This is a genomic window from Pseudomonas sp. CROZ-RG-20F-R04-15, from assembly GCF_022662375.1.
Taxonomy (GTDB): Bacteria; Pseudomonadota; Gammaproteobacteria; order Pseudomonadales; family Pseudomonadaceae; genus Aquipseudomonas.
In genome coordinates this window covers 302,677-327,068 of the sequence record NZ_JAKNQL010000002.1, presented here as the reverse complement: position 1 = coordinate 327,068, position 24,392 = coordinate 302,677, and the positions used below count along the sequence as shown (strand labels likewise).

Annotated in this window: 27 protein-coding genes; 18 read left to right on the top strand and 9 right to left on the bottom strand. The window is 59.1% G+C overall.

Annotation, left to right across the window (positions count from 1 at the left end; all coding sequences use genetic code 11):
- The first annotated feature begins 6 nt into the window (after positions 1-6).
- The 7 genes from L8H52_RS05885 (at position 7) to L8H52_RS05855 (ending at position 7,562) form a co-directional block, all read left to right on the top strand.
- Positions 7-876 carry an SDR family oxidoreductase gene (locus tag L8H52_RS05885; RefSeq protein ID WP_242205611.1) on the top strand — a complete coding sequence of 290 codons (870 nt, stop codon included), beginning with the start codon at positions 7-9 and terminating at the stop codon, positions 874-876.
- A gap of 3 nt (positions 877-879) precedes the next feature.
- Positions 880-2,496, top strand: coding sequence for an acyl-CoA carboxylase subunit beta (gene atuC, locus L8H52_RS05880; RefSeq protein ID WP_242205613.1), 1,617 nt, complete (start codon positions 880-882; stop codon positions 2,494-2,496).
- A 30-nt stretch (positions 2,497-2,526) separates the two neighbouring features.
- On the top strand, positions 2,527-3,684 hold the full coding sequence (gene atuD, locus L8H52_RS05875) for a citronellyl-CoA dehydrogenase (protein WP_108562891.1): 1,158 nt from the start codon (positions 2,527-2,529) through the stop codon (positions 3,682-3,684).
- The gene (locus L8H52_RS05870) at positions 3,681-4,478 is read left to right on the top strand and encodes an enoyl-CoA hydratase-related protein (RefSeq protein WP_242205615.1); all 798 of its coding nucleotides are present in this window, start codon (positions 3,681-3,683) and stop codon (positions 4,476-4,478) included. The genes atuD and L8H52_RS05870 overlap by 4 nt, the downstream gene beginning before the upstream one ends.
- 119 nt (positions 4,479-4,597) lie before the next feature.
- Positions 4,598-6,559, top strand: a complete 1,962-nt coding sequence (locus L8H52_RS05865; protein ID WP_242205617.1) for an acetyl/propionyl/methylcrotonyl-CoA carboxylase subunit alpha — start codon at positions 4,598-4,600, stop codon at positions 6,557-6,559.
- Between the two features lie 70 nt (positions 6,560-6,629).
- Complete coding sequence (locus tag L8H52_RS05860) at positions 6,630-7,172, top strand: exonuclease domain-containing protein (RefSeq protein WP_242205619.1); 543 nt, start codon at positions 6,630-6,632, stop codon at positions 7,170-7,172.
- 105 nt (positions 7,173-7,277) lie between these two features.
- Positions 7,278-7,562, top strand: coding sequence for a pyrimidine/purine nucleoside phosphorylase (locus L8H52_RS05855; protein WP_105227574.1), 285 nt, complete (start codon positions 7,278-7,280; stop codon positions 7,560-7,562).
- A gap of 71 nt (positions 7,563-7,633) precedes the next feature.
- Here the strand turns inward: L8H52_RS05855 and L8H52_RS05850 are convergent, their stop codons facing one another.
- On the bottom strand, positions 7,634-8,440 hold the full coding sequence (locus tag L8H52_RS05850) for an MOSC domain-containing protein (protein WP_242205621.1): 807 nt from the start codon (positions 8,438-8,440) through the stop codon (positions 7,634-7,636).
- Positions 8,441-8,634: 194 nt separating this feature from the next.
- A complete protein-coding gene (locus L8H52_RS05845) occupies positions 8,635-9,570 on the bottom strand; it encodes a chemotaxis protein CheV (protein WP_007908676.1) in 936 nt (311 codons plus the stop codon).
- A 454-nt stretch (positions 9,571-10,024) separates the two neighbouring features.
- Between L8H52_RS05845 and L8H52_RS05840 the strand changes: the two genes are divergently transcribed.
- The 3 genes from L8H52_RS05840 (at position 10,025) to L8H52_RS05830 (ending at position 12,530) form a co-directional block, all read left to right on the top strand.
- Positions 10,025-10,492 carry a hypothetical protein gene (locus tag L8H52_RS05840; protein ID WP_242205623.1) on the top strand — a complete coding sequence of 156 codons (468 nt, stop codon included), beginning with the start codon at positions 10,025-10,027 and terminating at the stop codon, positions 10,490-10,492.
- A 488-nt stretch (positions 10,493-10,980) separates the two neighbouring features.
- Positions 10,981-11,874 carry a sensor histidine kinase gene (locus tag L8H52_RS05835; protein ID WP_242205999.1) on the top strand — a complete coding sequence of 298 codons (894 nt, stop codon included), beginning with the start codon at positions 10,981-10,983 and terminating at the stop codon, positions 11,872-11,874.
- Positions 11,871-12,530, top strand: coding sequence for a response regulator transcription factor (locus L8H52_RS05830; protein ID WP_116030550.1), 660 nt, complete (start codon positions 11,871-11,873; stop codon positions 12,528-12,530). The genes L8H52_RS05835 and L8H52_RS05830 overlap by 4 nt, the downstream gene beginning before the upstream one ends.
- Here L8H52_RS05830 and yegS read toward each other — a convergent pair.
- A complete protein-coding gene (gene yegS / locus L8H52_RS05825; protein ID WP_242205625.1) occupies positions 12,514-13,431 on the bottom strand; it encodes a lipid kinase YegS in 918 nt (305 codons plus the stop codon). The genes L8H52_RS05830 and yegS overlap by 17 nt on opposite strands.
- Positions 13,432-13,744: 313 nt before the next feature.
- Here yegS and L8H52_RS05820 point away from each other — a divergent pair, with 313 nt between their 5' ends.
- Positions 13,745-14,053 (top strand): hypothetical protein, encoded by a 309-nt coding sequence (locus tag L8H52_RS05820; protein WP_242206001.1) that lies wholly within the window; start codon positions 13,745-13,747, stop codon positions 14,051-14,053.
- A gap of 73 nt (positions 14,054-14,126) precedes the next feature.
- Here L8H52_RS05820 and glp read toward each other — a convergent pair whose 3' ends face one another.
- A complete protein-coding gene (gene glp, locus L8H52_RS05815) occupies positions 14,127-15,353 on the bottom strand; it encodes a gephyrin-like molybdotransferase Glp (RefSeq protein ID WP_242205627.1) in 1,227 nt (408 codons plus the stop codon).
- Positions 15,337-15,876: a molybdenum cofactor biosynthesis protein B gene (gene moaB / locus L8H52_RS05810; protein WP_242205629.1), complete on the bottom strand. Its 540-nt coding sequence runs from the start codon at positions 15,874-15,876 to the stop codon at positions 15,337-15,339. Before moaB ends, glp begins: the two co-directional genes overlap by 17 nt.
- Positions 15,877-15,957: 81 nt before the next feature.
- Between moaB and mobA the strand changes: the two genes are divergently transcribed.
- Positions 15,958-16,560: a molybdenum cofactor guanylyltransferase MobA gene (mobA, locus tag L8H52_RS05805; protein ID WP_242205631.1), complete on the top strand. Its 603-nt coding sequence runs from the start codon at positions 15,958-15,960 to the stop codon at positions 16,558-16,560.
- Positions 16,561-16,637: 77 nt separating this feature from the next.
- Positions 16,638-16,859, top strand: a complete 222-nt coding sequence (locus L8H52_RS05800; RefSeq protein ID WP_007908660.1) for a YgdI/YgdR family lipoprotein — start codon at positions 16,638-16,640, stop codon at positions 16,857-16,859.
- A gap of 79 nt (positions 16,860-16,938) precedes the next feature.
- Here the strand turns inward: L8H52_RS05800 and L8H52_RS05795 are convergent, their stop codons facing one another.
- The 3 genes from L8H52_RS05795 to L8H52_RS05785 form a co-directional block, all read right to left on the bottom strand.
- On the bottom strand, positions 16,939-17,829 hold the full coding sequence (locus tag L8H52_RS05795) for a pseudouridine synthase (RefSeq protein WP_242205634.1): 891 nt from the start codon (positions 17,827-17,829) through the stop codon (positions 16,939-16,941).
- Positions 17,830-17,899: 70 nt separating this feature from the next.
- A complete protein-coding gene (locus tag L8H52_RS05790; RefSeq protein WP_093435111.1) occupies positions 17,900-18,217 on the bottom strand; it encodes a transcriptional regulator in 318 nt (105 codons plus the stop codon).
- Between the two features lie 112 nt (positions 18,218-18,329).
- Complete coding sequence (locus tag L8H52_RS05785; RefSeq protein ID WP_242205636.1) at positions 18,330-18,566, bottom strand: glutaredoxin family protein; 237 nt, start codon at positions 18,564-18,566, stop codon at positions 18,330-18,332.
- Between the two features lie 208 nt (positions 18,567-18,774).
- On the opposite strand from L8H52_RS05785, the gene L8H52_RS05780 reads away from it, so the two are divergent.
- Positions 18,775-20,487, top strand: coding sequence for a monovalent cation:proton antiporter-2 (CPA2) family protein (locus tag L8H52_RS05780; RefSeq protein ID WP_242205638.1), 1,713 nt, complete (start codon positions 18,775-18,777; stop codon positions 20,485-20,487).
- Here L8H52_RS05780 and L8H52_RS05775 read toward each other — a convergent pair.
- Positions 20,484-21,692, bottom strand: coding sequence for an ammonium transporter (locus L8H52_RS05775; RefSeq protein ID WP_242205640.1), 1,209 nt, complete (start codon positions 21,690-21,692; stop codon positions 20,484-20,486). The two genes, L8H52_RS05780 and L8H52_RS05775, sit on opposite strands and share 4 nt — an antisense overlap.
- Before the next feature lie 305 nt (positions 21,693-21,997).
- On the opposite strand from L8H52_RS05775, the gene L8H52_RS05770 reads away from it, so the two are divergent.
- The 4 genes from L8H52_RS05770 (at position 21,998) to L8H52_RS05755 (ending at position 24,322) form a co-directional block, all read left to right on the top strand.
- Positions 21,998-22,312 (top strand): YqjD family protein, encoded by a 315-nt coding sequence (locus L8H52_RS05770; RefSeq protein WP_122591936.1) that lies wholly within the window; start codon positions 21,998-22,000, stop codon positions 22,310-22,312.
- 3 nt (positions 22,313-22,315) lie between these two features.
- A complete protein-coding gene (locus L8H52_RS05765) occupies positions 22,316-22,702 on the top strand; it encodes a phage holin family protein (RefSeq protein WP_016985474.1) in 387 nt (128 codons plus the stop codon).
- Positions 22,699-23,037 (top strand): hypothetical protein, encoded by a 339-nt coding sequence (locus L8H52_RS05760; protein ID WP_242205641.1) that lies wholly within the window; start codon positions 22,699-22,701, stop codon positions 23,035-23,037. The genes L8H52_RS05765 and L8H52_RS05760 overlap by 4 nt, the downstream gene beginning before the upstream one ends.
- A 121-nt stretch (positions 23,038-23,158) precedes the next feature.
- Positions 23,159-24,322: an EAL domain-containing protein gene (locus L8H52_RS05755; RefSeq protein WP_242205643.1), complete on the top strand. Its 1,164-nt coding sequence runs from the start codon at positions 23,159-23,161 to the stop codon at positions 24,320-24,322.
- Positions 24,323-24,392: the final 70 nt, after the last annotated feature.

Below are 24,392 nucleotides of genomic sequence, written 5' to 3'. Positions count from 1 at the left end.
GTTTGCATGGCTTACGCGTCGATTTTCCACGCCGATCTGTTCAGCGGCCAGACCATCATCGTTACCGGTGGCGGCAGCGGTATCGGCCGCTGCACCGCCCATGAACTGGCAGCCCTCGGCGCCAATGTGCTGCTGGTCGGGCGCAAGCCGGAAAAGCTGGAAAAGGTCGCCGCTGAAATCGCCGAGGACGGTGGCCGTGCCCACTGGCAGGCCTGCGATATCCGCGATGAAGAAGCGGTGAAGCAATTGGTCAAAGAGCTGATCGCCGAGCACGGGCCGATTCATGGTCTGGTCAACAATGCCGGCGGCCAATACCCGTCGCCGCTGGCTTCGATCAATCAGAAAGGCTTCGAAACCGTGCTGCGCACCAACCTCATCGGCGGTTTCCTGATGGCCCGGGAAGTGTTCAACCAGTCGATGAGCAAACACGGCGGCAACATCGTCAACATGCTTGCCGACATGTGGGGCGGCATGCCCGGCATGGGCCACTCGGGCGCGGCGCGTTCGGGCATGGACAACTTCACCAAGACTGCCGCGTTTGAATGGGGCTATGCCAGAGTGCGGGTCAACGCGGTCGCGCCGGGCTGGATCGCCTCCAGCGGCATGGACACCTATGAAGGCGCGTTCAAAGCGGTGATTCCAACCCTGCGCGAACATGTGCCGCTCAAGCGCATCGGCACCGAATCGGAAGTCAGCGCGGCGATTGTATTTCTACTTAGCCCGGCAGCAGCTTTCATCAGCGGCAGCACGTTGAAGATTGACGGTGCGGCCAGCCTTGGCAGCCGTGCATGGCCGTTGCACAAGGCGACTCACAGCGAGTCGTTCAATGGTTTTCACCGGGCCTACCTGCCAGATGTCCTGAAGGACAAGGAGTAGGTCATGGCGCAGATCCAGTCTCAACTCGACCCTCACAGTGAAGCCTTCGCCCGCAATCGTTCGGCAATGCTCGCGGCCATTGAGCAAGTGCAACAGCTCGAACAAAACCTGCTGAATAAAGCAGCCCAAGCGAAGGAGAAGTTCGACAAGCGCGGGCAATTGCTGCCGCGCGAACGCCTGAACCTGCTGCTGGATCCCGGTGCGCCGTTTCTCGAACTGGCCAGCCTCGCCGGCTACAAATTGCACGATGACAAAGACGGCAGCTCAGCCGGTGGCGGATTGATCGCCGGCATTGGTTATGTCTGCGGCATCCGCGCGATGGTGGTGGCGAACAACAGCGCGATCAAGGGCGGCACGATCTCGCCAAGCGGTTTGAAAAAATCCCTGCGCCTGCAACAGATCGCTCAGGAAAACAAACTCCCGGTGATCACCCTCGCCGAAAGCGGTGGCGCCAACCTCAACTACGCCGCCGAGATTTTCGTCGAAGGCGCGCGCAGTTTTGCCAACCAGGCGCGAATGTCCGCCATGGGTTTGCCACAGATCACCGTGGTGCACGGCTCGGCCACGGCGGGCGGCGCTTATCAGCCGGGGCTGTCGGATTACGTGGTGGTCGTACGCGGCAAGGCCAAGCTGTTTCTCGCTGGTCCGCCACTGCTCAAAGCCGCCACCGGCGAAGTCGCCACCGATGAAGAACTCGGTGGCGCCGAGATGCATGCGCAGGTCGCGGGGACCGCCGAATACCTCGCGGAAAACGATGCCGACGGCGTGCGTCAGGTCCGCGACATTCTGCGTATGCTGCCGTGGAACGAGCAACTGCCGTGGTTGCCGGAGCCGCAATACAAAGAACCGCTCTACCCCATCGATGAATTGCTCGGGCTGATTCCGGACGATCCGAAAAAGCCCTATGACGTGCGCGAAATCATCGCGCGCATTGCCGACGAATCGAACTTCGTCGAGTTCAAAGGCGAGTTCGATCAGCAGACCGTCTGCGGCCAATTGAAAATTCAGGGCCGTGCCTGCGGCTTTATCGGCAACAACGGCCCGATCACCCCGAACGGAGCAAGCAAGGCTGCGCAGTTCATCCAGTTGTGCGATCAGAGCCAGACGCCACTGCTGTTCTTCCACAACACCACCGGCTTCATGGTCGGCACCGAATCGGAACAGCAAGGCGTGATCAAACACGGCTCGAAACTGATTCAAGCGGTGGCCAATGCGCGGGTGCCTAAACTGACGATGGTCGTCGGCGGTTCCTACGGCGCTGGCAACTATGCGATGTGCGGACGCGGCCTCGATCCGCGCTTTATCTTTGCCTGGCCGAACAGTCGCACGGCGGTGATGGGCGGCGCCCAGGCGGGCAAAGTCTTGCGCATCGTCACCGAAGCCAAGCAGCTCAAGGACGGCCTGACGCCGGACCCGAAGATGCTCGACATGCTCGAACAGGTCACCGCGCAGAAACTCGACAGCCAGTCCACCGCGCTCTACGGCAGCGCCAACCTGTGGGACGACGGGCTGATCGATCCGCGCGACACGCGCACCCTGCTCGGCTATCTGCTGGACATCTGCCACGAAGCCGAGATTCGCACGCTGCAACACAACAGCTTCGGCGTCAGCCGCTTCTGACCGCCACGGATTCTACGGAGAACAAGAACAATGATCTTCACCCCGGAACACGAAGCCCTGCGCCGCACCGTCCGCCAGTTCGTCGAGCACGAGATCAATCCGCACGTCGAAGAATGGGAAAAGGCCGGCCGCTTTCCCATCCACGAGATTTTCCGCAAGGCCGGCGACCTCGGTTTGCTGGGTATTTCCAAACCGGAAAAATTCGGCGGCATGGGCCTCGACTACAGCTATTCGATTGTCGCCGCCGAAGAGTTTGGCACCATTCATTGCGGCGGCATTCCGATGTCGATCGGCGTGCAGACCGACATGTGCACCCCCGCCCTCGCCCGCTTCGGTTCCGATGAATTGCGTGAAGAGTTCCTGCGTCCGGCAATCACTGGCGAGCAGGTCGGCTGCATCGGTGTATCCGAAGTCGGCGCCGGTTCCGATGTTGCCGGACTGAAAACCACCGCGCGCAAGGACGGCGACGACTATGTGATCAATGGCAGCAAGATGTGGATCACCAACTCGCCGAGTGCTGACTTCATCTGCCTGCTGGCCAATACCTCGGACGACAAACCGCACATCAACAAATCGCTGATCATGGTGCCGATGAACACACCAGGGATCAGCCTCAGTTCACATCTGGACAAGCTCGGCATGCGCAGTTCGGAAACCGCCCAGGTGTTTTTCGACAACGTGCGCGTGCCGCAGCGCAACCGCATCGGCCATGAAGGCGCCGGGTTCATGATGCAGATGCTGCAGTTTCAGGAAGAACGCCTGTTCGGTGCGGCGAACATGATCAAAGGTCTCGAATACTGCGTCGACAGCACCATCGAGTACTGCAAGGAGCGCAAGACCTTCGGCAATGCACTGATCGACAACCAGGTGATCCACTTCCGCCTCGCCGAATTGCAGACCGAAATCGAATGCTTGCGCGCACTGGTTTATCAGGCCACCGAGCAGTACGTGAAAGGCCAGGACGTTACGCGACTGGCGTCGATGGCCAAGCTCAAGGCCGGGCGCCTCGGCCGCGAAGTCAGCGACAGCTGCCTGCAATATTGGGGCGGCATGGGTTTCATGTGGGACAACCCGGTAGCCCGCGCCTATCGCGATGTGCGCCTGGTGTCGATTGGTGGTGGTGCTGACGAAATCATGCTGGGGATCATCTGCAAACTGATGGGCATCCTGCCGGGGAAAAAGAAATGAACAGCCTGCCGCAATGCCAGACGCTGCTGCTGGAACTGCATGGCGGTGTGCTGCACATCACCCTCCATCGGCCGGACAGTCGCAATGCGATGAGCCTGCAGATGGTCAGCGAACTGCGCGCGGTGCTGGCGGCCGTGCGCGATGAGCGTGCGGTTCGGGCGTTGGTGCTCAGCGGCAGCGGCGGGCATTTTTGTGCCGGCGGAGACATCAAGGACATGGCCAGCGCTCGTGCTCAGGGTTCCGAGGCTTACCGCGATTTGAATCGCGCGTTCGGCGCCCTGCTGGAGGAGGCACAGCACGCGCCGCAAGTGCTGATCACGGTACTGCAAGGCGCGGTACTCGGCGGCGGTTTCGGTCTGGCATGTGTCAGCGATATCGCGATTGCCGATCATCAGGCGCAATTCGGTCTGCCGGAAACCAGCCTCGGTTTACTGCCGGCGCAGATCGCACCGTTTGTGGTGCAGCGCATCGGTCTGACTGAAACCCGTCGATTGGCGCTGACGGCTGCGCGTTTTGACGGGCATCAGGCACGGCGTCTGGGGCTGGTGCACTTTGTCGAGCAGGATCCGCAGGCGCTGGCCGAGCGCCTGGATGAGGTGCTGCAGCATGTGCTGTGTTGTGCGCCGGAGGCGAATGCGATGACCAAGAAATTGTTGTTGGCGAGTGCCGGGCAGCCGTCCAGCGAATTGCTGGACGAGGCCGCGCAGTGGTTCAGCGAAGCGGTGACGGGCGACGAAGGTGTGGAGGGAACCATGGCTTTTGTGCAAAAGCGGAAACCTCGATGGGCCTCTTAAAAGCTTCGCGAGCAAGCTCGCTCCCACATTGGATCTTGATCGCTCATAAATCCCCTGTGGGAGCGAGCTTGCTCGCGAAGAGGCCAGCACCTGCGACGCAACCTCCGAGGAAATAGCCCATGCCCGCCATCCACAAAATCCTGATCGCCAACCGCGGTGAAATCGCTTGCCGCATTCAGCGCACCGCCCAAGCCCTCGGCTACCGCACCGTCGCCGTTTTCAGCGACGCCGACGCCGATGCCCTACACGTAAAAATGGCCGATCAAGCGGTAAACATCGGTCCGGCCCCCGTGCAGCAGTCCTACCTGAACATCGCGGCGATCCTCGACGCTGCCCGCCGCAGCGGCGCCGACGCCATCCACCCCGGCTACGGCTTTCTCTCGGAAAATGCCGAATTCGCCCGCGCCTGCGAGCAAGCCGGGCTGATCTTCATCGGCCCCAGCGTCGCAGCCATCGAATTGATGGGCAGCAAACGCCAGTCAAAAATCGCCATGCTCGAAGCTGGCGTGCCGTGCATCGCCGGTTATCAGGGGGCTGAACAGGACGATGCAACGTTGCTGCGCGAGGCCGAACGCATCGGTTATCCACTGATGATCAAGGCCAGCGCCGGCGGCGGCGGACGCGGCATGCGTCTGGTGCACGATGCCGCTGATCTGCCGGCGCAACTGCGTACCGCACGCTCCGAAGCATTGAACGGTTTCGGCAGCGACGAATTGATCCTCGAACAAGCGTTGCTCGAACCACGGCACGTCGAAGTGCAACTGTTCGGCGACCAACACGGCAACCTGATCTACCTTGGTGAACGCGACTGTTCGATCCAGCGTCGCCACCAGAAAGTCATCGAAGAGGCACCTTGCCCGGTGATGACCGCCGAGCTGCGCCAAGCCATGGGTGAAGCAGCGCTCAAGGCCGGCCGTTCGGTGAATTACGTCGGTGCCGGCACGGTGGAGTTCTTGCTCGATGCGCGCGGACAATTCTACTTTCTGGAGATGAATACACGCCTGCAAGTCGAGCATCCGGTGACTGAATTGATCACCGGACTGGATCTGGTGGCGTTGCAATTGCGGGTTGCCGAGGGGCAGCCACTGACGCTGACTCAGGATCAGGTTCAGCTCAACGGGCATGCAATGGAAGTGCGGCTCTATGCCGAAGATCCCGCGCAAGACTTCCTGCCACAAACCGGCCGTATCGAAGCCTGGGAGCCGGCGCTGCAGCAAGGTGTGCGCATCGATCACGGTTTGTTCGAAGGGCAAACGGTCAGCCCGTTCTATGACCCGATGCTGGGTAAACTGATCGCCTTTGGCGCGACCCGCGAAGAGGCCCGGCGCAAACTGTTGCGCGCGGTACAGGACACGGTTTTATTGGGCATGCAAAGTAATCAGCGCCTGCTCGCCAGCCTGTTGCAGCATCCGCAGTTCATCAGCGCTGAATTCAGTACCGCGTTCATTGCACAGCATTTCAGCGAGCATCCGAACCTGCACCGTTACTCGCCAAGTGTCGAAGACCTGGCGATCGCCACAGTGCTGTTCTATCAAACCACCGCCCTCACCCATCGCGCGCCACTTTCCGGCTGGCGCAACAACGCCAGTGTGCCACTGCATTATCGCCTTGGCCGCGACGAACAGAACTGGACAGTGCAACTGCTCGCCAAGCCGCAAGGTGCGTTCAAGGTGCAGGTCGCCGAACACTCGATCGAGTTGAGAATCATCGATCACGACGCACATTCGCTGACAGCGGAAATCGACGGTCTGCGCCAGCGCCATGCCTTTCGCCAGGTTGGCGAGCAGCTCTGGCTGTTCACCCATCCCGGCAGTCTGCGCCTGGAGGATCGAACTCACGCCGTGATCGACAGTCAGACCAGCGTCAGTTCCGGCACCTTGAAAGCACCGATGGACGGCGCCATCGTCGACGTATTGGTCAGCGAAGGCAGCCCGGTCAGCAAAGGTCAGTTGCTGGTGGTACTGGAGGCAATGAAAATGGAGCATCCGCTCAAGGCCGGCATCGACGGCGTGCTCAAGCGGGTGCAGGTCAAGGTCGGCGATCAGGTAAAAAATCGTCAGGTTCTGTTGCAGGTCGAGTAGTCGCCCACACACCCATGCGGGTTTTGACTACGCTCTGAGTTATCAGAACGCGGAAATCAGGAACCCTGCGATGCCCCACTGGCTGGTCATAGATCTGGAAGCCACAACCGACGAGGGTGGCTGGCCGGTCACCGAAATGGAAATTATCGAGATCGGCGCCACGTTGGTCGATCGCGCCGGGCGCGAGCAGGATCACTTCCAGCGCTTCGTCAAACCGACGCGACGGCCGTTGCTGACGCCTTTTTGTCGTGAACTCACGCACATCACTCAGGCCAATATCGACTCGGCGCAAGTGCTGACCGAAGTCTGGGCGGCGTTCGAACGCTGGCTCGCGCAGCATCAATCACGTCTCGAAGGCTGGGCCAGTTGGGGTGATTACGACCGCAAGCAGTTGTTGCAGGAGTGGCAGCGTCTGCAGATCGACAGTGGCTTGAGCAAAGTGCCGCACATGAACCTCAAACAACGCTTCGCCAAGGCTCGGCGCCTCGAACGGCCGCTGGGCCTTAACGGCGCACTGCAATTGGCCGGCATGCAGTTCAGCGGTCAACAGCATCGGGCGCTGGAGGATGCGCGCAACACCGCGCGACTGTTGCCACTGGTATTGCCACTCTAGGGTCAATTCGAGAACTCACTGGACAGACGCCGGGCAGGTGACGGCGTTGAACGCCTTGTGCATACTGGCCGCCTCCCTTTTTCAGCCCCTTTTGAGGAATCGCCCATGTTTAAAGTCAACGAGTACTTCGACGGCACCGTCAAGTCGATCGCCTTTGGCACCGCTGAAGGTCCGGCGACCATCGGCGTCATGGCCCCGGGCGAATACGAATTCGGCACCGCTCAGCGTGAAATCATGCACGTGGTGTCTGGCGCGCTGACCGTCAAACTGCCTGACAGCAGCGACTGGGAAACCTTCGCCGCCGGCAGCCAGTTCAACGTTCCGGCCAACAGCAAGTTTCAGTTGAAGGTGACGGTCGATACCGCTTACCTGTGCGAATACCGCGGCTAAAACAGCGGTTTCACTGCACCAAAAAAATGCCAGTGTCCAAGGACACGGGCATTTTTCGTTACGGTGGCGGATTACTCGAGAATCTCCACCGGCATGCCAACCTCGAGTCGACCATTGCTGTCATTCACCAGGTTCTGGCCGAACATCGCGCCATCGGCTTCAGCGCGGTATTTTTGCAGGGTTGCCAGCGGTTCACGATCGGCACTGCGCTCGCCGGTGTGCGGGTCGATGGTGGTGAGGATGCAGCGTGAGCATGGCTTGACCACGCGGAACTCGACGTCGCCAATGCGAATGCGCTTCCAACTGTCTTCGGCATAGGCCTCGCTGCCCTCAATCACCAGGTTCGGCCGAAAGCGCAACATCTCCAGTGATCGGCCAACCTTTTGCGAGAGATCCTGCAAGGAGGCTTCGCCGATCAACAGCAGAGGAAATCCGTCGGCGAAGGCGACCTGATCATCATCGTTGCCATAGCCCGCTTGCGTGGTGCGCGCGCGATCCAGCGGCACCTGCACCAGACGGGTCGGTTTGCCGATGAAATCACTGATCCAACGGGCCGCTTCATCACCGGCATCCGGCACACGCAAGGTATCGCGCCAGATCGTCACGCCGCGCAGTTCCGCATCGTTGCCCGGCAAGGCGATGTCGATGGAGGACTGTTGCGGTGCGCTCAGAGTCAGGCCGCCCTGCGCATTCCACAGGGCCGACAACTGACTCATCTTTGCTTCGGCGCGCTGGGTCAGGAAGCGGCCGCTCGCTTCGTCCACGAGCATCCAGCGTCGGTCGCCATCAAGCCCCAGCTTGTCGAGGTCGACGTTTTGCAGCACATCGACTTTGCCGGATTTCAACGGGTAACGATAAAGCGCGCTCAGACGCAGCATGGCCAGCTCCCTGGAGGATAAAAACGCCACCCTATACGAGCTTGATCAGGAATCAAAGCCAGAGTTTTGTGCAACGCCAATCCACTGTGGGAGCGAGCCTGCTCGCGAAAGCGGTGTTCCGTTCAACAAAGATGTCGACGTTGATTCCACCATCGCGAGCAGGCTCGCACTCACAGGATTTGCGGGGGTAATGATCAGGCCGGAACTTCGTCGAGCATCAGACGCTGGCGAACCACGTCGACCAGTTTGTCCGGCTGGAACTTGGAGAGGAAGTTGTCGCAACCGACCTTCTTCACCATCGAATCGTTGAAACTGCCGGACAACGAAGTATGCAGCACCACGTACAGGCCACGCAGACGCGGGTCGTTGCGAATTTCGGTGGTCAGGCGATAGCCATCCATTTCCGGCATTTCCGCATCGGTGAAAATCATCAGCAGCTTGTCGGTCATGTTGACGCCGGTATCGGCCCAGGCCTTGAGCATGTTCAGCGCCTTCAGACCATCGCTGGCGATGTGCATTTTCACGCCGAGCTGGCCGAGGGTGTCACGCAATTGCGAGAGCGCGACGTTGGAGTCGTCCACCAGCAGCACTTCGCGGCCACGGGCACGTTCCAGCACCGGGTCTTCGAGCTTTTCCCGCGAGACCTTGGCGTTGTACGGGACGATTTCAGCGAGAACTTTTTCGACGTCGATGATTTCCACCAGTTGATCATCGACTTTGCTGATCGCGGTCAGATAATGCTGACGCCCGGCGCTGGTTGGCGGCGGCAGAATGGCTTCCCAGTTCATGTTGACGATGCGGTCCACACCGCCGACGAGGAAGGCCTGCACCGAGCGGTTGTACTCGGTGACGATGATCGTGCTGTTCGGCCCCGGCACCAATGGGCGCATGCCGATCGCTTGCGACAGATCGATCACCGGCAAGGTCTGCCCGCGCAGATTGACCACACCGCAGACAAACGGGTGACGCTGGGGCATCAAGGTCAGCTTCGGCAGTTGCAGCACCTCCTGAACCTTGAACACGTTGATCGCGAACAACTGACGCCCGGCCAGTCGAAACATGAGAATTTCCAGGCGATTCTCACCCACCAGTTGCGTGCGTTGGTCTACCGTGTCGAGAATGCCGGCCATCAATGACTCCTGGGCTTGTTCTGATGAATTCACTATGTGAGGTTATCGGCGGCAAATGGCGGTTCTTGATTGCCATGCCAGACCCGCTCAAAAATGCCATGAACGGGCATTGATGTCACATTAACATCATGCTTTACTGGCGCAGTGATTTTCATCTGCTACATTCTCTGCGGCGCGACCTCGGTTTGCACGTTAGGTTCCCGCGCCTAAGGGATTCCCCTAGTAACAATCAGGCCCAACCTGATATTCGCAATATCCAATAGCCATTAATGTGACGCCATTCTCATTGCATGAACGGAGTCAGGCTATTGTGTGCGATCGCAGTTCAGTGGAAACAACCCCTCTGGAACCCCTCAGCCTGTGCACCTGCACGTCTGGGCGCGATCTCCCGACGATTCATGATCGTCGCCACACACGGCATTCCCTCATCAGACATGACGTGGTGGAGATAAGCATGCCAATGGACCGCAAAGAGTGGGTACAACGCTTCCCCGAATTCCTGGTCGAGGCCGAACAACTCCTGGCCAAGTCCGAAGAATGCCTCAGCCATCTGCAACTGATCAGCAATGACAAGGACGCCATCGAGTGCATGCTCAATACCCTCCTCAAGCTCGCACGCCGCGCTGAAGCCCTTGCGCTGGAGGCGATTTCCGAGTTTTCCCTGCACATTTACAGCCTGCTCAATCTGAACCAGGATCACGTCGACCTTCACGAACAAGCCCTGCAAGCATTGCAGGATTGCTTCACGCTGATGGCCTGGCAGCTTGAACTGGTCGATCAGAAGACCGGGCTACTGAGCCTCGATGAAAGCGAACAGACTTCGCTGATTGAAGCATTCGCCTTCCAGGTCGGTCAGAGCCAGCTGCAGCCACCGCTGTCGGGCAAACGTTTGCCTCAACTGCCCTACTCGGGACAAGCCTGAACTGCCCCTTGTACCCCGCGCAGGTATTTTGAACTCAAACGTTGATGTCGTAATTGGATAGTTCATACCTGCCAGCGACAAGCAAAATTAAATAATCAGCTTTGACAGACTCGAATATTTTCTGCCGGCCTCAGGGTTTGCCTGTGTGTAAACAAGCACACTTTCAGGCAACACCGACATCTCTCGCACACAATAAATCCGGCTTTTTTCCATTATGGAACTTGAGTCCAATATCGCCTGTTTCCTGACTCAATGGACATATATAGCAAACGCGACCAACGGTATCTTAAGTGGTATTATGCCGCGCACTAGTTGCTTTCAAATTAATGGCACAGTGACTTCAAATAGCGCTATCTGCTTAAGCAGGCGATCAATACGTTCACTGAACCGCGTTGAAATCAATAACATAATCGACAGCATTTTCAGACAGAGACCCGTCAGCCTCCGGCCGGTCTGCCCGCAGCGAACATCCATTGGCTCCATCCGTTATGTACGCCAGCCTCAAGTCAATCACTACATGGCCACCCTCCCGGGAAAATGCACGCCGGTTCACACTCATACTGTGTGTCGCGGCAACGCTTGGCAGCCTGCTGACCTACGGTCTTTCAACTCCACTTTGCCTTGGACTGCTGTTGCTCGACATTGCGGCTACCGCGTGTGTCTGGGTGCAATATCGGCTGTCGCGCAAATCGATCAAGTTTCAGCCGCAGGAGCTCGCTGACCGTCTGCTGGAAGTCCAGGAAAACGAACGCCATCGCCTCAGCCGCGAACTGCACGACGATATCGGCCAGTTGCTGACGGCCGCCAAACTGCAGAGCGAGTGGCTCAAGCGACGCATGCCGGCTGACTTGCAGGAACAATGCACGGTGTTGTGCGACACCCTGGAAGAAACCCTTAACAAAGTGCGCGACGTCTCGGCCATTCTCAATCCACGTCAATTGACCAGCCTGGGACTTGAAGCCAGCCTGCGTGCGCATCTGCTCAAGACACTGACCAACAGCAGCGTGCACTGGAGCCTTGATTGCCAGCAGCGCCTTAACGGTATCCCGGAAGAAATGGCGGTGGCCGCCTTTCGCATCACCCAGGAGGCTGTTACCAATATCCTGCGTCACGCACAGGCGAAAAACCTGGTGATACGCGTGCAACGTCTGCCTGAAGGCCTGACGTTGCTGATCAGCGATGACGGCCTGGGATTCGCCCCGGCCGCCAATCCGGGTCGTGAAGGACAACGAGGCATGGCCGGGATGGCCGAACGAATCGAGCAACTGGGTGGCACCCTGAACGTCATCAGCGAACCGGGCAAAGGCACTCAAATCGAAGCACTCTTCCCCTGGGCGCCTCGCGCACTCGAGCGGGCCAGTACGAATAAGGTTATGCGTTGACTTGCAACTTACTTCTGGTGGATGACCACTCGCTGATCAGGGCCGGCGTGCGCGCTCTGGTACTGGATATTCCCGGTTACGCGGTGATTGGCGAGGCCAATGACGGTTCGCAACTGCTCGAAATGGTCGAGCAATTGAGTCCGGACATCGTCTTGCTGGATATCTCGATGAAAGAAACCAGTGGCCTGGAAGCCCTGCAACGACTCAAGCGAGTGCGTCCGCAGAGCAAGGTGCTGATCCTCTCGATGCATACCGATCCGGCGCTGATCATGCAGGCCCTGGAATCCGGCGCCCATGGCTACCTGCTCAAGGACACGACGGCCACCGAACTCGAACATGCGCTGGAAGCCTTGCGCAACAACGAGCGCTATTTGAGCCCGGCCATCGCCCATACCGTGATCAATCAGGCTCTGACGCGCAATCAGAAGCAGCAGCCGGAAATCGCCGACTCGCACAATCTGACCGCCCGACAACTGGAGATCCTGCGCTTGATCGTGCGCGGAAAATCCACTAGGGAAATAGCCAACGGCCTTGGGCTAAGCATCAAGACTGTCGAGACCCATCGCTCACAGATCATGAAGCGCCTGCAAATCTACGACGTGGCCGGCCTGGTGCTGTTCGCCGTGCGCGAACAGATCATCAGCCTGGACGACTGACCAATCCGGCGCCGCCCAACAATGGAGAATGCTCCGGCAAATGCACGCGCAACGCTGCCGGACGCGCTTCAAACCGCATGTTGTCGCCCTCCAGCGGTTCGCCATCAAGATTGATGCAGAGCCCCTCGGCGACCTTGATTTCGACCCAAGGCAAACGGGTTCGCACAAACATGTTGTCGATCCCGAAACCATCGCTGAGCAGCGTCTTCAATGTGCCCACCAGCTCCTGTGGTGCCGGCAGGATACTGATATCAAGCAAACCATCATCGGCCAGCGCCTCTGGACACAATACGTGCCCGCCACCGGCCTGACGACCATTGCCGATGCCCAGCGCCAGCAACTCGCCACGCCAGTGAAAGTCCGGGCCCTGAAGTTCACCGTAAGCGGCATGCAGCTCGCTGAACCGTGACAAACCGGTGAACAGATAGGCAGCACCACCGAGCACCTTTTTCAGGTCCTCAGAGGTATTGGCCGTAACCTGGCTGCCGAAACCACCGGTGGCCATGTTGAGGAAAATCTGCCCGCCCACCTCGCCCAAATCGATGTCGCGCGGCGGTACATCAAGCAGTTCGAGTGCCTCGGAGGGCTCCAGTGGCACACCGGCCGCGCGGGAAAAGTCGTTGGCGGTGCCCAAGGGTAAAAGCACCAGGCTGGCTTTGCCCGGATGCGCCGCGAGCGCTTCGGCAATATCGCGCAACGTGCCATCTCCACCACCGGCAATGATCTTTGTGTAGCCGTCCGCCAATGCCTGTTCGACCCAACGCTGAGCATCCCCTGCCTCCCAGGTCAGGCGTACGGCCAGTTCCCAGCCCTGTTTACGCTTGTCCTCGACGGCAGTTCTAACCGCCTCGTTGAGAGCCTGCTTGCCATGCAGAATCAATAGCGCTCGGCGTTCAGTCATTACGTCACTCCACAAATCGAATCAGTTGAGACATCTTGACCGCTGCCGCAGACAAAAAAGCCGTGGAAATCACAATTAATTCAGCCTTCTGGCGCGGCCGTCCTACACAGCGGTATTTTTTCTTACAAAACATGCGGAAACGGCTTAATTGACCCGGTCCGAGCATTGGGTCACCGTGTGCTGGCGATATCAATCTTCAATCCAATACACAAGGACGTGCATGTAATGAGCGGATACACCCCCAATGCTCTTGTCAGTTCAAGAGCTGGAACAGGTCGCAAGCGAACATTCGAAACAACCGGTGGATGCTTCCATGCCAAGTCATGAAGCAAGAATGCCAGTGAGCCCGGTCGGCCCTCTCGTCGAAAGTCGCTCGAATCAAAAGTCCGAATTCAAAAGCAGCGCCAGAGCTACCGGAGAAGTTGATATGGAACCTCGAGTAACCGAGCTGGAAACCCATCTCAAATATCTACGACGGGACATGGACGAAATCCGCGGTGATGTCAGAACGATCAAACACCGGCTTGCCTACTCGGCAGGCGCAACGGCAGTAATTCTGGGATTGCTGGGTTGGGTGGCCAACAGCCGATTCGACCAGCTTGTGACATTGATCAGCAACTGAGATCAGCAACTGACGAATGAGTCATCGCAGGCGCCGCCTGAGTCAGCCGACGCCTGCATTTGCGGGACCGCGATCAGTCCAGCAGATCACTCAGCGGAATGAAGGCAACTTCGTCTCCTTCGTTCAACGTGCGACCTTCGAGTACTTCGACCAACCCATCTGCCCACGCGGCGCTACGCAGTACGCCTGAGCTCTGATTGCGATAAACAGTCGCCCGTCCTTGTTCCAGACGACCACGCAGATATTCGCGTCGATTGCCTGCCACCGGCCAGACAAAACCGGCCGGCACAGTGAACTTCAGCGGCTCGACGTCCCGCACACCCTGACGGCGTAACAGGTAAGGCCGAGTGAGCAGCGCAAAGGTCACCAATGTTGACGCCGGATTCCCGGGCAAACCAATGACCGGCACGTCGCGGAAATGCCCAAACGTCAACGGCTTGCCGGGCTTGATCGCCAGCTTCCAGAGGGCCAGTTCACCTTCTTCGCGCAAGGCGATCCCCAGAAAATCCGCCTCACCCACCGAGACGCCACCGGTGGAAAGAATCAGATCAACATCCTGCAATTCACCCAGACGGGCACGCGTAGCGGCCAGATCATCCGGAAGAATACCGGCGTCGACCACCTCGCAGCCCAGACGTTGCAACCAACTGCACAGCAACACCCGATTGCTGTTGTATATCTGACCCGGCCCCAGTGCCTGGCCTGGTTCGACCAACTCATCGCCGGTGGAAATCACCGCGACTCGCACTTTGCGCACCACCTTCAGTCCGGCGCAGCCCAACGATGCAGCCAATCCCTGCTCGATCGGACCCAATCGAGTGCCAGCAGGCAGAATCAGCTCCCCGACGGTGGTTTCCTGGCCCTGCGGGCGGATGTTCTGCCCGGCCTTCATCGGTTCCAGGAAGCACACCAATGCGTCGGCTTGAACCTCAGCGTTTTCCTGCATTTCTACACAGTCAGCACCTGCCGGCACCGGAGCCCCGGTAAAAATCCGCGCACAAGTGCCGGGCTCCAGCGGTTCGGGGGATTGACCGGCAAATACTTTCTGACTGACCGGCATCGGTTGGCCATTCCAGTCAGCCAGATTCAATGCATAACCGTCCATGGCGCTGTTAGGCCAGGGTGGCAGATCCAGCGTCGAAATCAGGTCCTCGCTCAGCACCCGGCCCTGAACCTGGGCCAGCGGCAAATACTCATGCTCGACAATTGCCGAGGCTTCAGCCATTTCGAGCAGACGCGCCAGCGCCACCTCGACCGGCATCAGTGCCCCCGTCTTGCCCGGCTTACCCACGGGATTCACAAGGCGCCGCCTGCTTCAAATGGGTGACGAAATTGCACGGGCGGTGGCGAACGTCCAACTGCTCACCGAGAATGCCATCCCAGCCGGTACGCACCGCATTGGTCGAGCCCGGCAGGCAGCAAACCAGCGTGCCGTTGGCCAGGCCGGCCAAAGCACGGGACTGCACCGTCGAAGTGCCGATATCGGCCACCGAGATCTGCCGGAACAACTCACCAAACCCGTCGACCTGTTTGTCGAGCAGGCAGGTGACCGCTTCGGGTGTGCTGTCGCGGCCAGTGAATCCGGTACCGCCGGTGATCAGCACCACCTGCACGACATCGTCGGCAATCCAGTTGGCGACTTGCGCACGAATTTTGTAGAGGTCATCTTTGAGCAAGACCCGCTCTGCCAGATGGTGGCCAGCCGCCGTCAAACGGTCGACAAAGACCTGACCTGAGGTGTCGGTTTCCAAAGTTCGGGTATCACTGACTGTCAGCACCGCAATATTGAGCGGCACGAAAGGTACATCAGCCTTGGCTTTCATAGGCTCGTCCAGTTGTAGGAGAAACAGCCCGGTGTTATATCACAGCGCCTCATTTTTTCGCCGCCTCTCTGGAGAGCTGCCATGCCCCTGAATACGCAATTGCCACCCTGCTCCATTCTGCTCCTGGCAGGCGGACGCGGCCAACGCATGGGCGGTCAGGACAAAGGATTGGTCAAGTGGCTGGGTGAGCCGTTGATTGCACATTTGCAACGCAAGGTTCGTGCAATGACTGACGACCTGATCATTTCCTGCAACCGCAATCGCGAGCGTTACGCACCCTTCGCCGATCAACTGGTGGTCGATGACCAGAGCGATTTCCCAGGGCCATTGGCCGGCATTCGCGCCGGCCTGAAAGCGGCGCGCCACACGCACCTGCTGGTCTTGCCCTGTGATGTGCCGCGCATTGACGCAGCACTGCTGCAAAGCATGCGTGAGACTGCCAATCTGAATCCTGAAAAACCTTTAATGTTGCGCCATGACGAACATTGGGAACCGTTGCTGTGCGTGATTCCGGTGGCCCTTCTATCGGCCTTCGAAGATGCCTGGAACGCCGGTGAGCGCAGCCCCGGCCGCGTCATGCGCAGTCTCGGTGCCACTGCCCTGCAATGCCCGGACAACGACCCGCGCCTGGCCAACCTCAATACCCCCGAACTGTTAAATTCGCACAACACTGTGTCAGACTGACACCATTCAAGGAACTCTCACGCCTTGTATACGTCTCAAGCTCAGTAACCAAAAGAATTCCCATTCGGAGACACACCATGACTCAACGGACCCTCGCCACTTTCATGCTCGCACTGGGCCTTGCCACCCTCGCCGGTTGCTCCTCGCCAACAGTGATCACCTTGAATGACGGTCGCGAAATCCAGGCCGTCGACACCCCGAAATACGATGATGATTCGGGCTTCTACGAGTTCAAACAGCTGGACGGCAAAGAAACCCGCATCAACAAGGATCAGGTTCGTACCGTTAAAGAGCTGTAAGCTCTGGGTCGGCACCGGATACAGAAAAGCCCGCATTGATTGCGGGCTTTTTCATGGGCGCTCGAAAAGTGACTTTACGTCACCATTGCAGGGTAATCCGGCTCTCGAATTCGCGCACTTCACCGGTCACCGGGTCGATAAACCGCAGACCTTGCGCCAGCAACTTCAGCGGATTGGCATAGTCGTCTTCAATGTCTTTCAACACATGCGGATAAAACGGATCGTTGCAGATGCTCGCTCCCAACGCCGTCATATGGACGCGCAATTGATGTTTCTTGCCGGTCACCGGAAACAATCCATAGCGCCACAGATCGCCGTTTTTCTCCCGGACCTGCACCGCCGTTTCGGTATTGCTCGCACCTTCGCCTTCCTGCATGCGGAAAAACGGTTCGCCATCCACCAGACGGCTCTTGTGCACCAGCGGGAAGTTCAGATCAGGTAGAGCCGGGGCGATGGCCTCATAGCGCTTGTCGATCTGCCGCGTCGGAAACAGCGACTGATAAGCCGAACGGGTTTGCGGGTTGGCCGAGAAAATCACCAGTCCCGCTGTATGCCGGTCAATGCGGTGCAAGGGCACCAGGTGGGGATTGTCCAGGCGGCGAATCAGCCTGCGCAACAAGGTTTGCTCAACGTATTCGCCGGCAGGCGTGACGGGCAGAAAATGTGGTTTGTCAGCCACCACCAGATGCTCGTCGGCATACAGGATCGACTCGATCACCGGGATCGGCTTCTCGTCCGGCACTTCGCGAAAATAATGAATTCGCAGGCCTTCCTTGTAAGGCAAATCCACCGGGATCGACTGACCATTACCATCCAGCACTCGCCCCCGGGCGATTCGATCCAGCCATTGCTCACGGCTAATGGCGCGGAAATGCTCGCACAGGCAATCGAGTACAGTCAGCCACGTACCGGGCGGCAGGTAAAGTGTGCTCGCCTGATTCTGCGCAGCAGAGAATGTAGATATGGACATACGGAAATCGAACCCTCAATACAGGGCGGCATTATCCAGCACTGAGGGAAACGAACCTAGCGCAGAATGCTCAGGCCGGAATCGTTTTCAGCGCCGCGGCGTCGGTGAACTCCTTGAGCCAGCGCAACACATCGACCGCCTCCCAGCGGCCCGGGTCGTACAAGGCGTAGAGCAAACCCTGATAACCGACCACATCCAACTGTTTGTGATAACCGGCACGCTGAAACAAGGCCTCGATCTCGGCAAAGCAGGTGTTGAAATGCAGTTTGTTGAACGGCGTCTTGCCTTCCGTGACCAGCCCGTCCAGGCGCAATTCGAGAACGGCCTCGCGCACCACGTCAACCGACATCCGGTTCACGCTGTTCTTCAACTGTTCGACATTGACCACGGTTCATCCCTCTGACGCATTTACTGTATGAACATACAGTAACCGAGCAAACCGCAAAATGCCAAGGAATGGATGGCAGCGGCGACCGGCGGGATGAACGGGAAAATACTAATTAACCTAGAAACGCTACTACTTCATCGGAGCTGAACGGCCAGCCTAATTCGGCCCCTGTGTCGACGCGACGCAACACCGGAATCTTTAGACTGTAAGCCTCAAACCACCTTTCGTCGTCAGCAATATCGACCAGTTCAACCAGCAGGCCGTGCTCAACGAAAGGCATCAACTCGGCCTCAGCGACTTCACACAGATGACACCCGAGGGTGCCGAACAGCTGACATTCAGGAAGCATGAGCGCTCAACCAAAAAATGAGTGGGCCTATTCTAGGCCGCACCGCAAAACCCGTCGAGCCACCGCCGCCCAAAGGCTCCAGCGCCGAAGACAGGGTCCACAGGCAAAACCCTGACGCAAATCAGTCCGCAGAAAAACCAATTACGCGATCCTCCCGGTCTTTTTGCCTCTACGCTTGAAAAGCCTGAATCTGACATCGGAGTGTCCAGTGTTTGCCAATCTGTTGATCATCCTCGCCTCGTCCCTCGTGGTGATTGCCCTGTTTCGTCGGCTGCGTCTGCCGCCGGTTCTGGGTTATCTGTGCGTGGGACTGCTGGTCGGGCCGAGTGCCTTCGACTGGGTCAACGAGAGCGAACACCTGCCTGACGTGGCGGAACTGGGCGTGGTGTTTCTGTTGTTTTCTCTGGGTCTGGAATTCTCCCTGTCGAAGATGATTGCCCTGCGCCAGGTGGTGTTCCGGCTCGGCAGTCAGCAAGTACTGATCAGTACGGCATTGCTAGGTCTGCTGCTGATGCTGCTGGGCATGCCGATGACGCCTGCACTGTTGCTCGGCGCCGGGCTTTCGCTGTCATCAACAGCCATTGTGACCAAAGAACTGGGCAGCCTCGGCGAAGTGTTCAGCAGCCATGGCCAGAATGCCGTTGGCGTTCTGCTGTTTCAGGACGTGGTTGCGGTATTGCTGCTGACGTTGGTGCCAGTGTTCGCCGGTAGCAGCGAGCAAGCGTGGTATTGGGCGCTGCCACTGACGCTGGCGAAGACCGTGGTGCTGTTTGTCGGTCTGCTGCTGGCCAGTCGCTGGTTGCTGCCGAGGCTGTTCCACGAAGTGGCCGCCTCACGCTCGGCAGAATTGTTTGTCCTGCTGGCGCTGGTGATCGTGCTATTGACGGCGTGGCTGACTCACCTGCTCGGCCTGTCCCCTGCCCTCGGTGCGTTTCTGGCCGGCATGTTGCTCGGTGAAAGCCACTATCGACACCAGATCGAGGCCGACATCCGCCCCTTTCGCGACATCCTGCTCGGAGTGTTTTTCGTCAGCATAGGCATGCTCATCGACCTGCAACTGTTCGTCAGTCACAGCCTGCTGATCGTCGGGCTCACCGTCGGATTGATGGTGATCAAGGGCATCGTCGTGGCACTGCTGGTGAAGTGGCGCGGCAGTGACAGCGAAACGGCGTGGCGCAGTGGCCTGGCGTTGGCTCAGGGCGGCGAGTTCTGCTTCGCGCTGATGGCGCAGATGCAGCAGAACAGCATGATGCCCGAGGCACTGGGTGACCTGCTGCTCGCCGCAACATTCTGCTCGATGCTGCTGACGCCACTGTTGCTGCGTGCAGCGCCACGCATCGCGGCAGTGCTGCATCGCAAACCCAATCAAGAAGCAAAGATCGAAGAGATCAGCGCGCTCAACGCCGACCTCAACCAGCACGTGGTGATTTGTGGCTACGGCCGCGTCGGCCAATCCATCGGGCGGTTCATGCGCAATGCCAGACAGCCTTATATCGCGCTGGACAATGACCCGGTCCGGGTACAGGAAGCCGCCAGCGGAGAAAGCGACGTGCATTACGGCGACTCGTCGCGCGGCGATCTGCTGAACGCCGTCGGCCTGCTGCGCGCCAGACTGCTAGTGGTTGCCGTGGATCAGAGCGACATTGCCCTGCGCATCCTCAAGGAAGCGCGCCGGCTCAACGCCCACGTGCCGATTCTGGTGCGCACCCGCGACGACAGCCAATGGGCCGAGTTGAAAGCCGCCGGCGCCACCGAAGTGGTGCCGGAACTGTTGGAGTCGAGCCTGATGCTCGCCTCTCACGCCTTGATCATGCTCGGCCTGCCGGCGCATCAGGTACAGGAACAAGTCGATCAGGTGCGCATCGACCGCTATCGCCTGCTCCACGGTTTTTATCCCGGTACCGACGATGCCGAAACCTAGTCCTGACTTACCGCGCCGATCTTGTGCAACGACAGATCGGCGCCGTAATACTCTTGTTCCTGACTCAGGCGCAGCCCGTGCAGCGCCTTGATCACGCCGTAGACGACGAAGCCACCGATCAGCGCCACCGCAACGCCGAGTGCAGTGCCGATCAACTGACTGATCAGGCTGACGCCACCGATCCCGCCGAGCGCGGTCTGGCCGAAAATCCCGCAGGCAATCCCGCCCCAGACACCGCACAAACCGTGCAATGGCCAGACACCCAAGACATCGTCGATGCGCCAATTCACCTGCGCGGCGGTAAAGCACCAGACAAACAGCGCGCCAGCGACCGCGCCGGTCACCAGCGCACCGACCGGATGCATCAGATCGGAGCCGGCACAGATCGCCACCAGCCCGGCCAGTGGCCCATTGTGCAGAAAGCCCGGGTCATTGCGCCCGACGAGCAGTGCCGCCATGGTGCCGCCGACCATCGCCATCAACGAATTGACCGCCACCAGACCGCTGACGCCTTGCAGCGTCTGCGCGCTCATCACGTTGAAACCGAACCAGCCGACAATCAGAATCCACGAGCCCAGCGCCAGAAAGGGAATGCTCGACGGTGCGAACGCGACCAGGCGACCGTCGCGGTAACGACCATTGCGTGGCCCCAGCAACAGCACCGCCGCCAGCGCCAGCCAGCCGCCCATGGCATGCACCACGACGGACCCGGCGAAATCATGGAAAGCGGCACCGAACTGCGCCGTCAGCCACGCTTGCAGACCGTAGTTGCCGTTCCAGATCATGCCTTCGAAGAACGGATAGATGAACGCGACGATCAATGCCGTGGCGCACAACTGCGGCACGAAACGCGCGCGCTCGGCGATGCCACCGGAAATGATCGCCGGGATCGCGGCTGCGAAGGTCAGCAGGAAGAAAAACTTCACCAGTCCATAACCGTGATCGGCACTCAGCACCGCCGCCGGCTGCATAAACGTCACGCCATAGGAGATCCAATAGCCTATAAAGAAATAGGCCAAAGTCGAGACGGCGAAGTCACTGAGAATTTTCGACAGCGCATTGACCTGGTTTTTCTGGCGGACCGTACCGACTTCCAGAAAGGCGAAGCCGGCGTGCATCGCCAGCACCATCACCGCACCGATCAGAATGAATAAGGTATTGGAGCTGTGAACCAGCGTGTCCACAGCGCTTAGCAGATTTTCCATGAGCAGGCAGACCTAAAGGCGAAAAAGGCACCAAAGCGGTTCATGCGCACATTTCATGCACCAAGTTGCGACCGCGCAGTCACTGATCCGCAGATGCGGCGAACTGCTTTGGCGCACAAGGTCGATGTCCTGACACGAACCGGGCTTGTTTGGGATAAGGTTTCTCGAGGCGCACGCCCGGCAACAGCGCACAACGGGCGAGCGACGCACCACGACACAGCAAAAGTTGTACCAGTCATTTGTACTGAACCTTCGCGCAAGGCTCATACTCGAACGCTTCAGACGTCACTTACGGAGATCCACCCATGGCCAGCATCAAGGCAAAGACCGCTCAAGAAATCCTCATGAACGACTTCCAGACTTTGGTCGCCGACACCGAACGGTTGCTCGAGCACACCGCCACCCTGGCCGGCGATCAGGCTGATGAACTGCGCGAGCAGATTCACGACAGCCTGCTGCGCGCCCGCGAAACCCTGAAACTGACCGAAGACACCCTGCGTGAACGTGGTCAGGCAGCGGTGACCGCCACTGAAGATTACGTCTCGGCCAATCCGTGGCAGTCGGTCGGCATCGCCGCCGGTGTCGGCTTCCTGATTGGCCTGCTAGCCACTCGGCGCTGAATTATGTCGATCGGTGAATCCGGCCCGACTGCGGGCACCGCCTCCTCCACACGACGCTTGGGCGCCGCCGTTCTTGGTCTGCTGCACAGCCATGTCGAATTGTTCGGCATCGAATTGCAGGAGCAGAAATCCCGTACCGTCAGCCTGTTGCTGTTCGCCGGCCTGGCCCTGGTTTTTGCCCTGTTGTTGCTGGTGGGATTGTCGACCTTGGTGATGATCGTGTTCTGGGACACTTACCGCCTGGCGGCGATCATTGGCCTGTGCGTTTTCTACACCCTGGCCTCGATCTTCTGCGGACTGCGCCTCAAAGCGGCGATCTTCGATGAATCCTCGCCTTTCCACGGCACGCTCGAAGAGCTGGCCAACGACCGGGAGCGCCTGCTGCCATGAGCCTGCCTGAACTGCCACACAACAGCTCGCGCCGGGAAATGCGCAAGGCGTTGATCCGCCTGCGCATGGAAATGCATCGCCAGGAAATCCGCCATGAAACCGGGCAAGTCCTGCAACCACTGCAACGCATTCGCGGCATGACGCAGAATCTGCAAGGCGGTTTCGGCATCAAACACGCGCCTTTGTGGGGCGTGGCTGCCGTCACGCTATTGGGCTTTATCACCGGCAAAGGCGCGAAAAGCGGCGGCGTTGGCGGATTGACTCGCTTGATCCGCCTCGGCACCAGTCTCGGACCGCTGATCAAACTGGTGATGCAGAGTTCGGCAAAACGCTAAGCAGATCTATCTGGCTACATTCTTGCAATAGCGGCGGGATGAACCTCTTTATCCGGAGGTTCAATCCCGTATGCCTACCCGGCTGGCGGGGTTCAACCAAAACAAGAACCAAGGAGGCCCCGTGATCGACGGGCAACCGCTCGCCTGCTTTCAGCCTTTCATCGATACCGCCACGGGACGTATTGCCGGCGTCGAAGCATTGGGTCGCCTGCGTCAGGCCGACGGTCAACTGACTTCGGTCGGGCCGTTGTTCGCCGACTCGCGTACACCCGCCATTGCCTTGCGCCGTCTCGACCGGCAAATCCGCGATAACGCCTTGAGCCGCTTGCACGAAGCCCCGGCAGACTGGTTTCTCAGTCTGAACATGTCGCCGCGCTGGATCAGTCGCCTGCGCGCCGATCAAGCCCTGCCCAGCCTCAAACAATTGGCACGCTACAACATCGATCCGCAACGTATTGTTTTCGAAATCACCGAGCTGGGCGGCAATGGTCAACGCCTGGCCGAAGTGGTCGCGCGTTATCGCGAGGCGGGCGCAAGAATCGCCATCGACGACTTTGGCGCCGGCTACTCGCAACTGGATCGGGTGCTGGCACTGCAACCGGACATTCTCAAACTCGACATGCGTCTGTTCCAGGCTGCGGCATTGGGCGGGCCAAGCAGTGACGTGGTCAAGGCACTGGCGCAGATGGCGGAAAAGACCGGCTGCTGGATCATCGCCGAAGGCGTCGAGACCGAAGCACAATTGAATTTCGCTCTGGAATGCGGTTCGCGCTACGTGCAGGGATTCCTCTTCGCACGAGCGCAGGAGGCGTTCTTTGCCACCGATGCGTTCGTCCAGCGCTTCGCCGAGCTGCGCCAGCGCTATGTCCAGCAAAAACTCGCGGAACGCGGTCGGCTGATGCAAATGCGTCAGCAACTCGCTGAACTGATGTCGATCCTGCAAGCCTGGGCTCAGGCGCACGCACCGTTGAGCGCATTGCCACAACTGGACGCCTTCCCCTGGTTGCTGCGCTTTTATCAATGCGATCGCCACGGCACACAACTGACGCCCAATCTCGAATGGCGCCAGCACGCCTGGGTCGCCGACAATCGTTATCTGGGGCACAACTGGTCGTGGCGTCCGTACTTCTATCATTTGCTCGCCGAAGGTTGGGAGGAGCGGCGTTTGACGCTTTCCAATACCTACCGCGATGCCACCAGCAACCAGTACTGCCTGACGGCCGGGCAGTTTTTCGACAACGGTGAGCGTTTGCTGTTGATCGACATTGACGCCGCCGGACTGTAGTTCCGCTTGCAGGGCCGGGCGTGAACCGGGAAGCTAGGGGCCAACGCCCCCAGTCATCTGATGGAGAGAA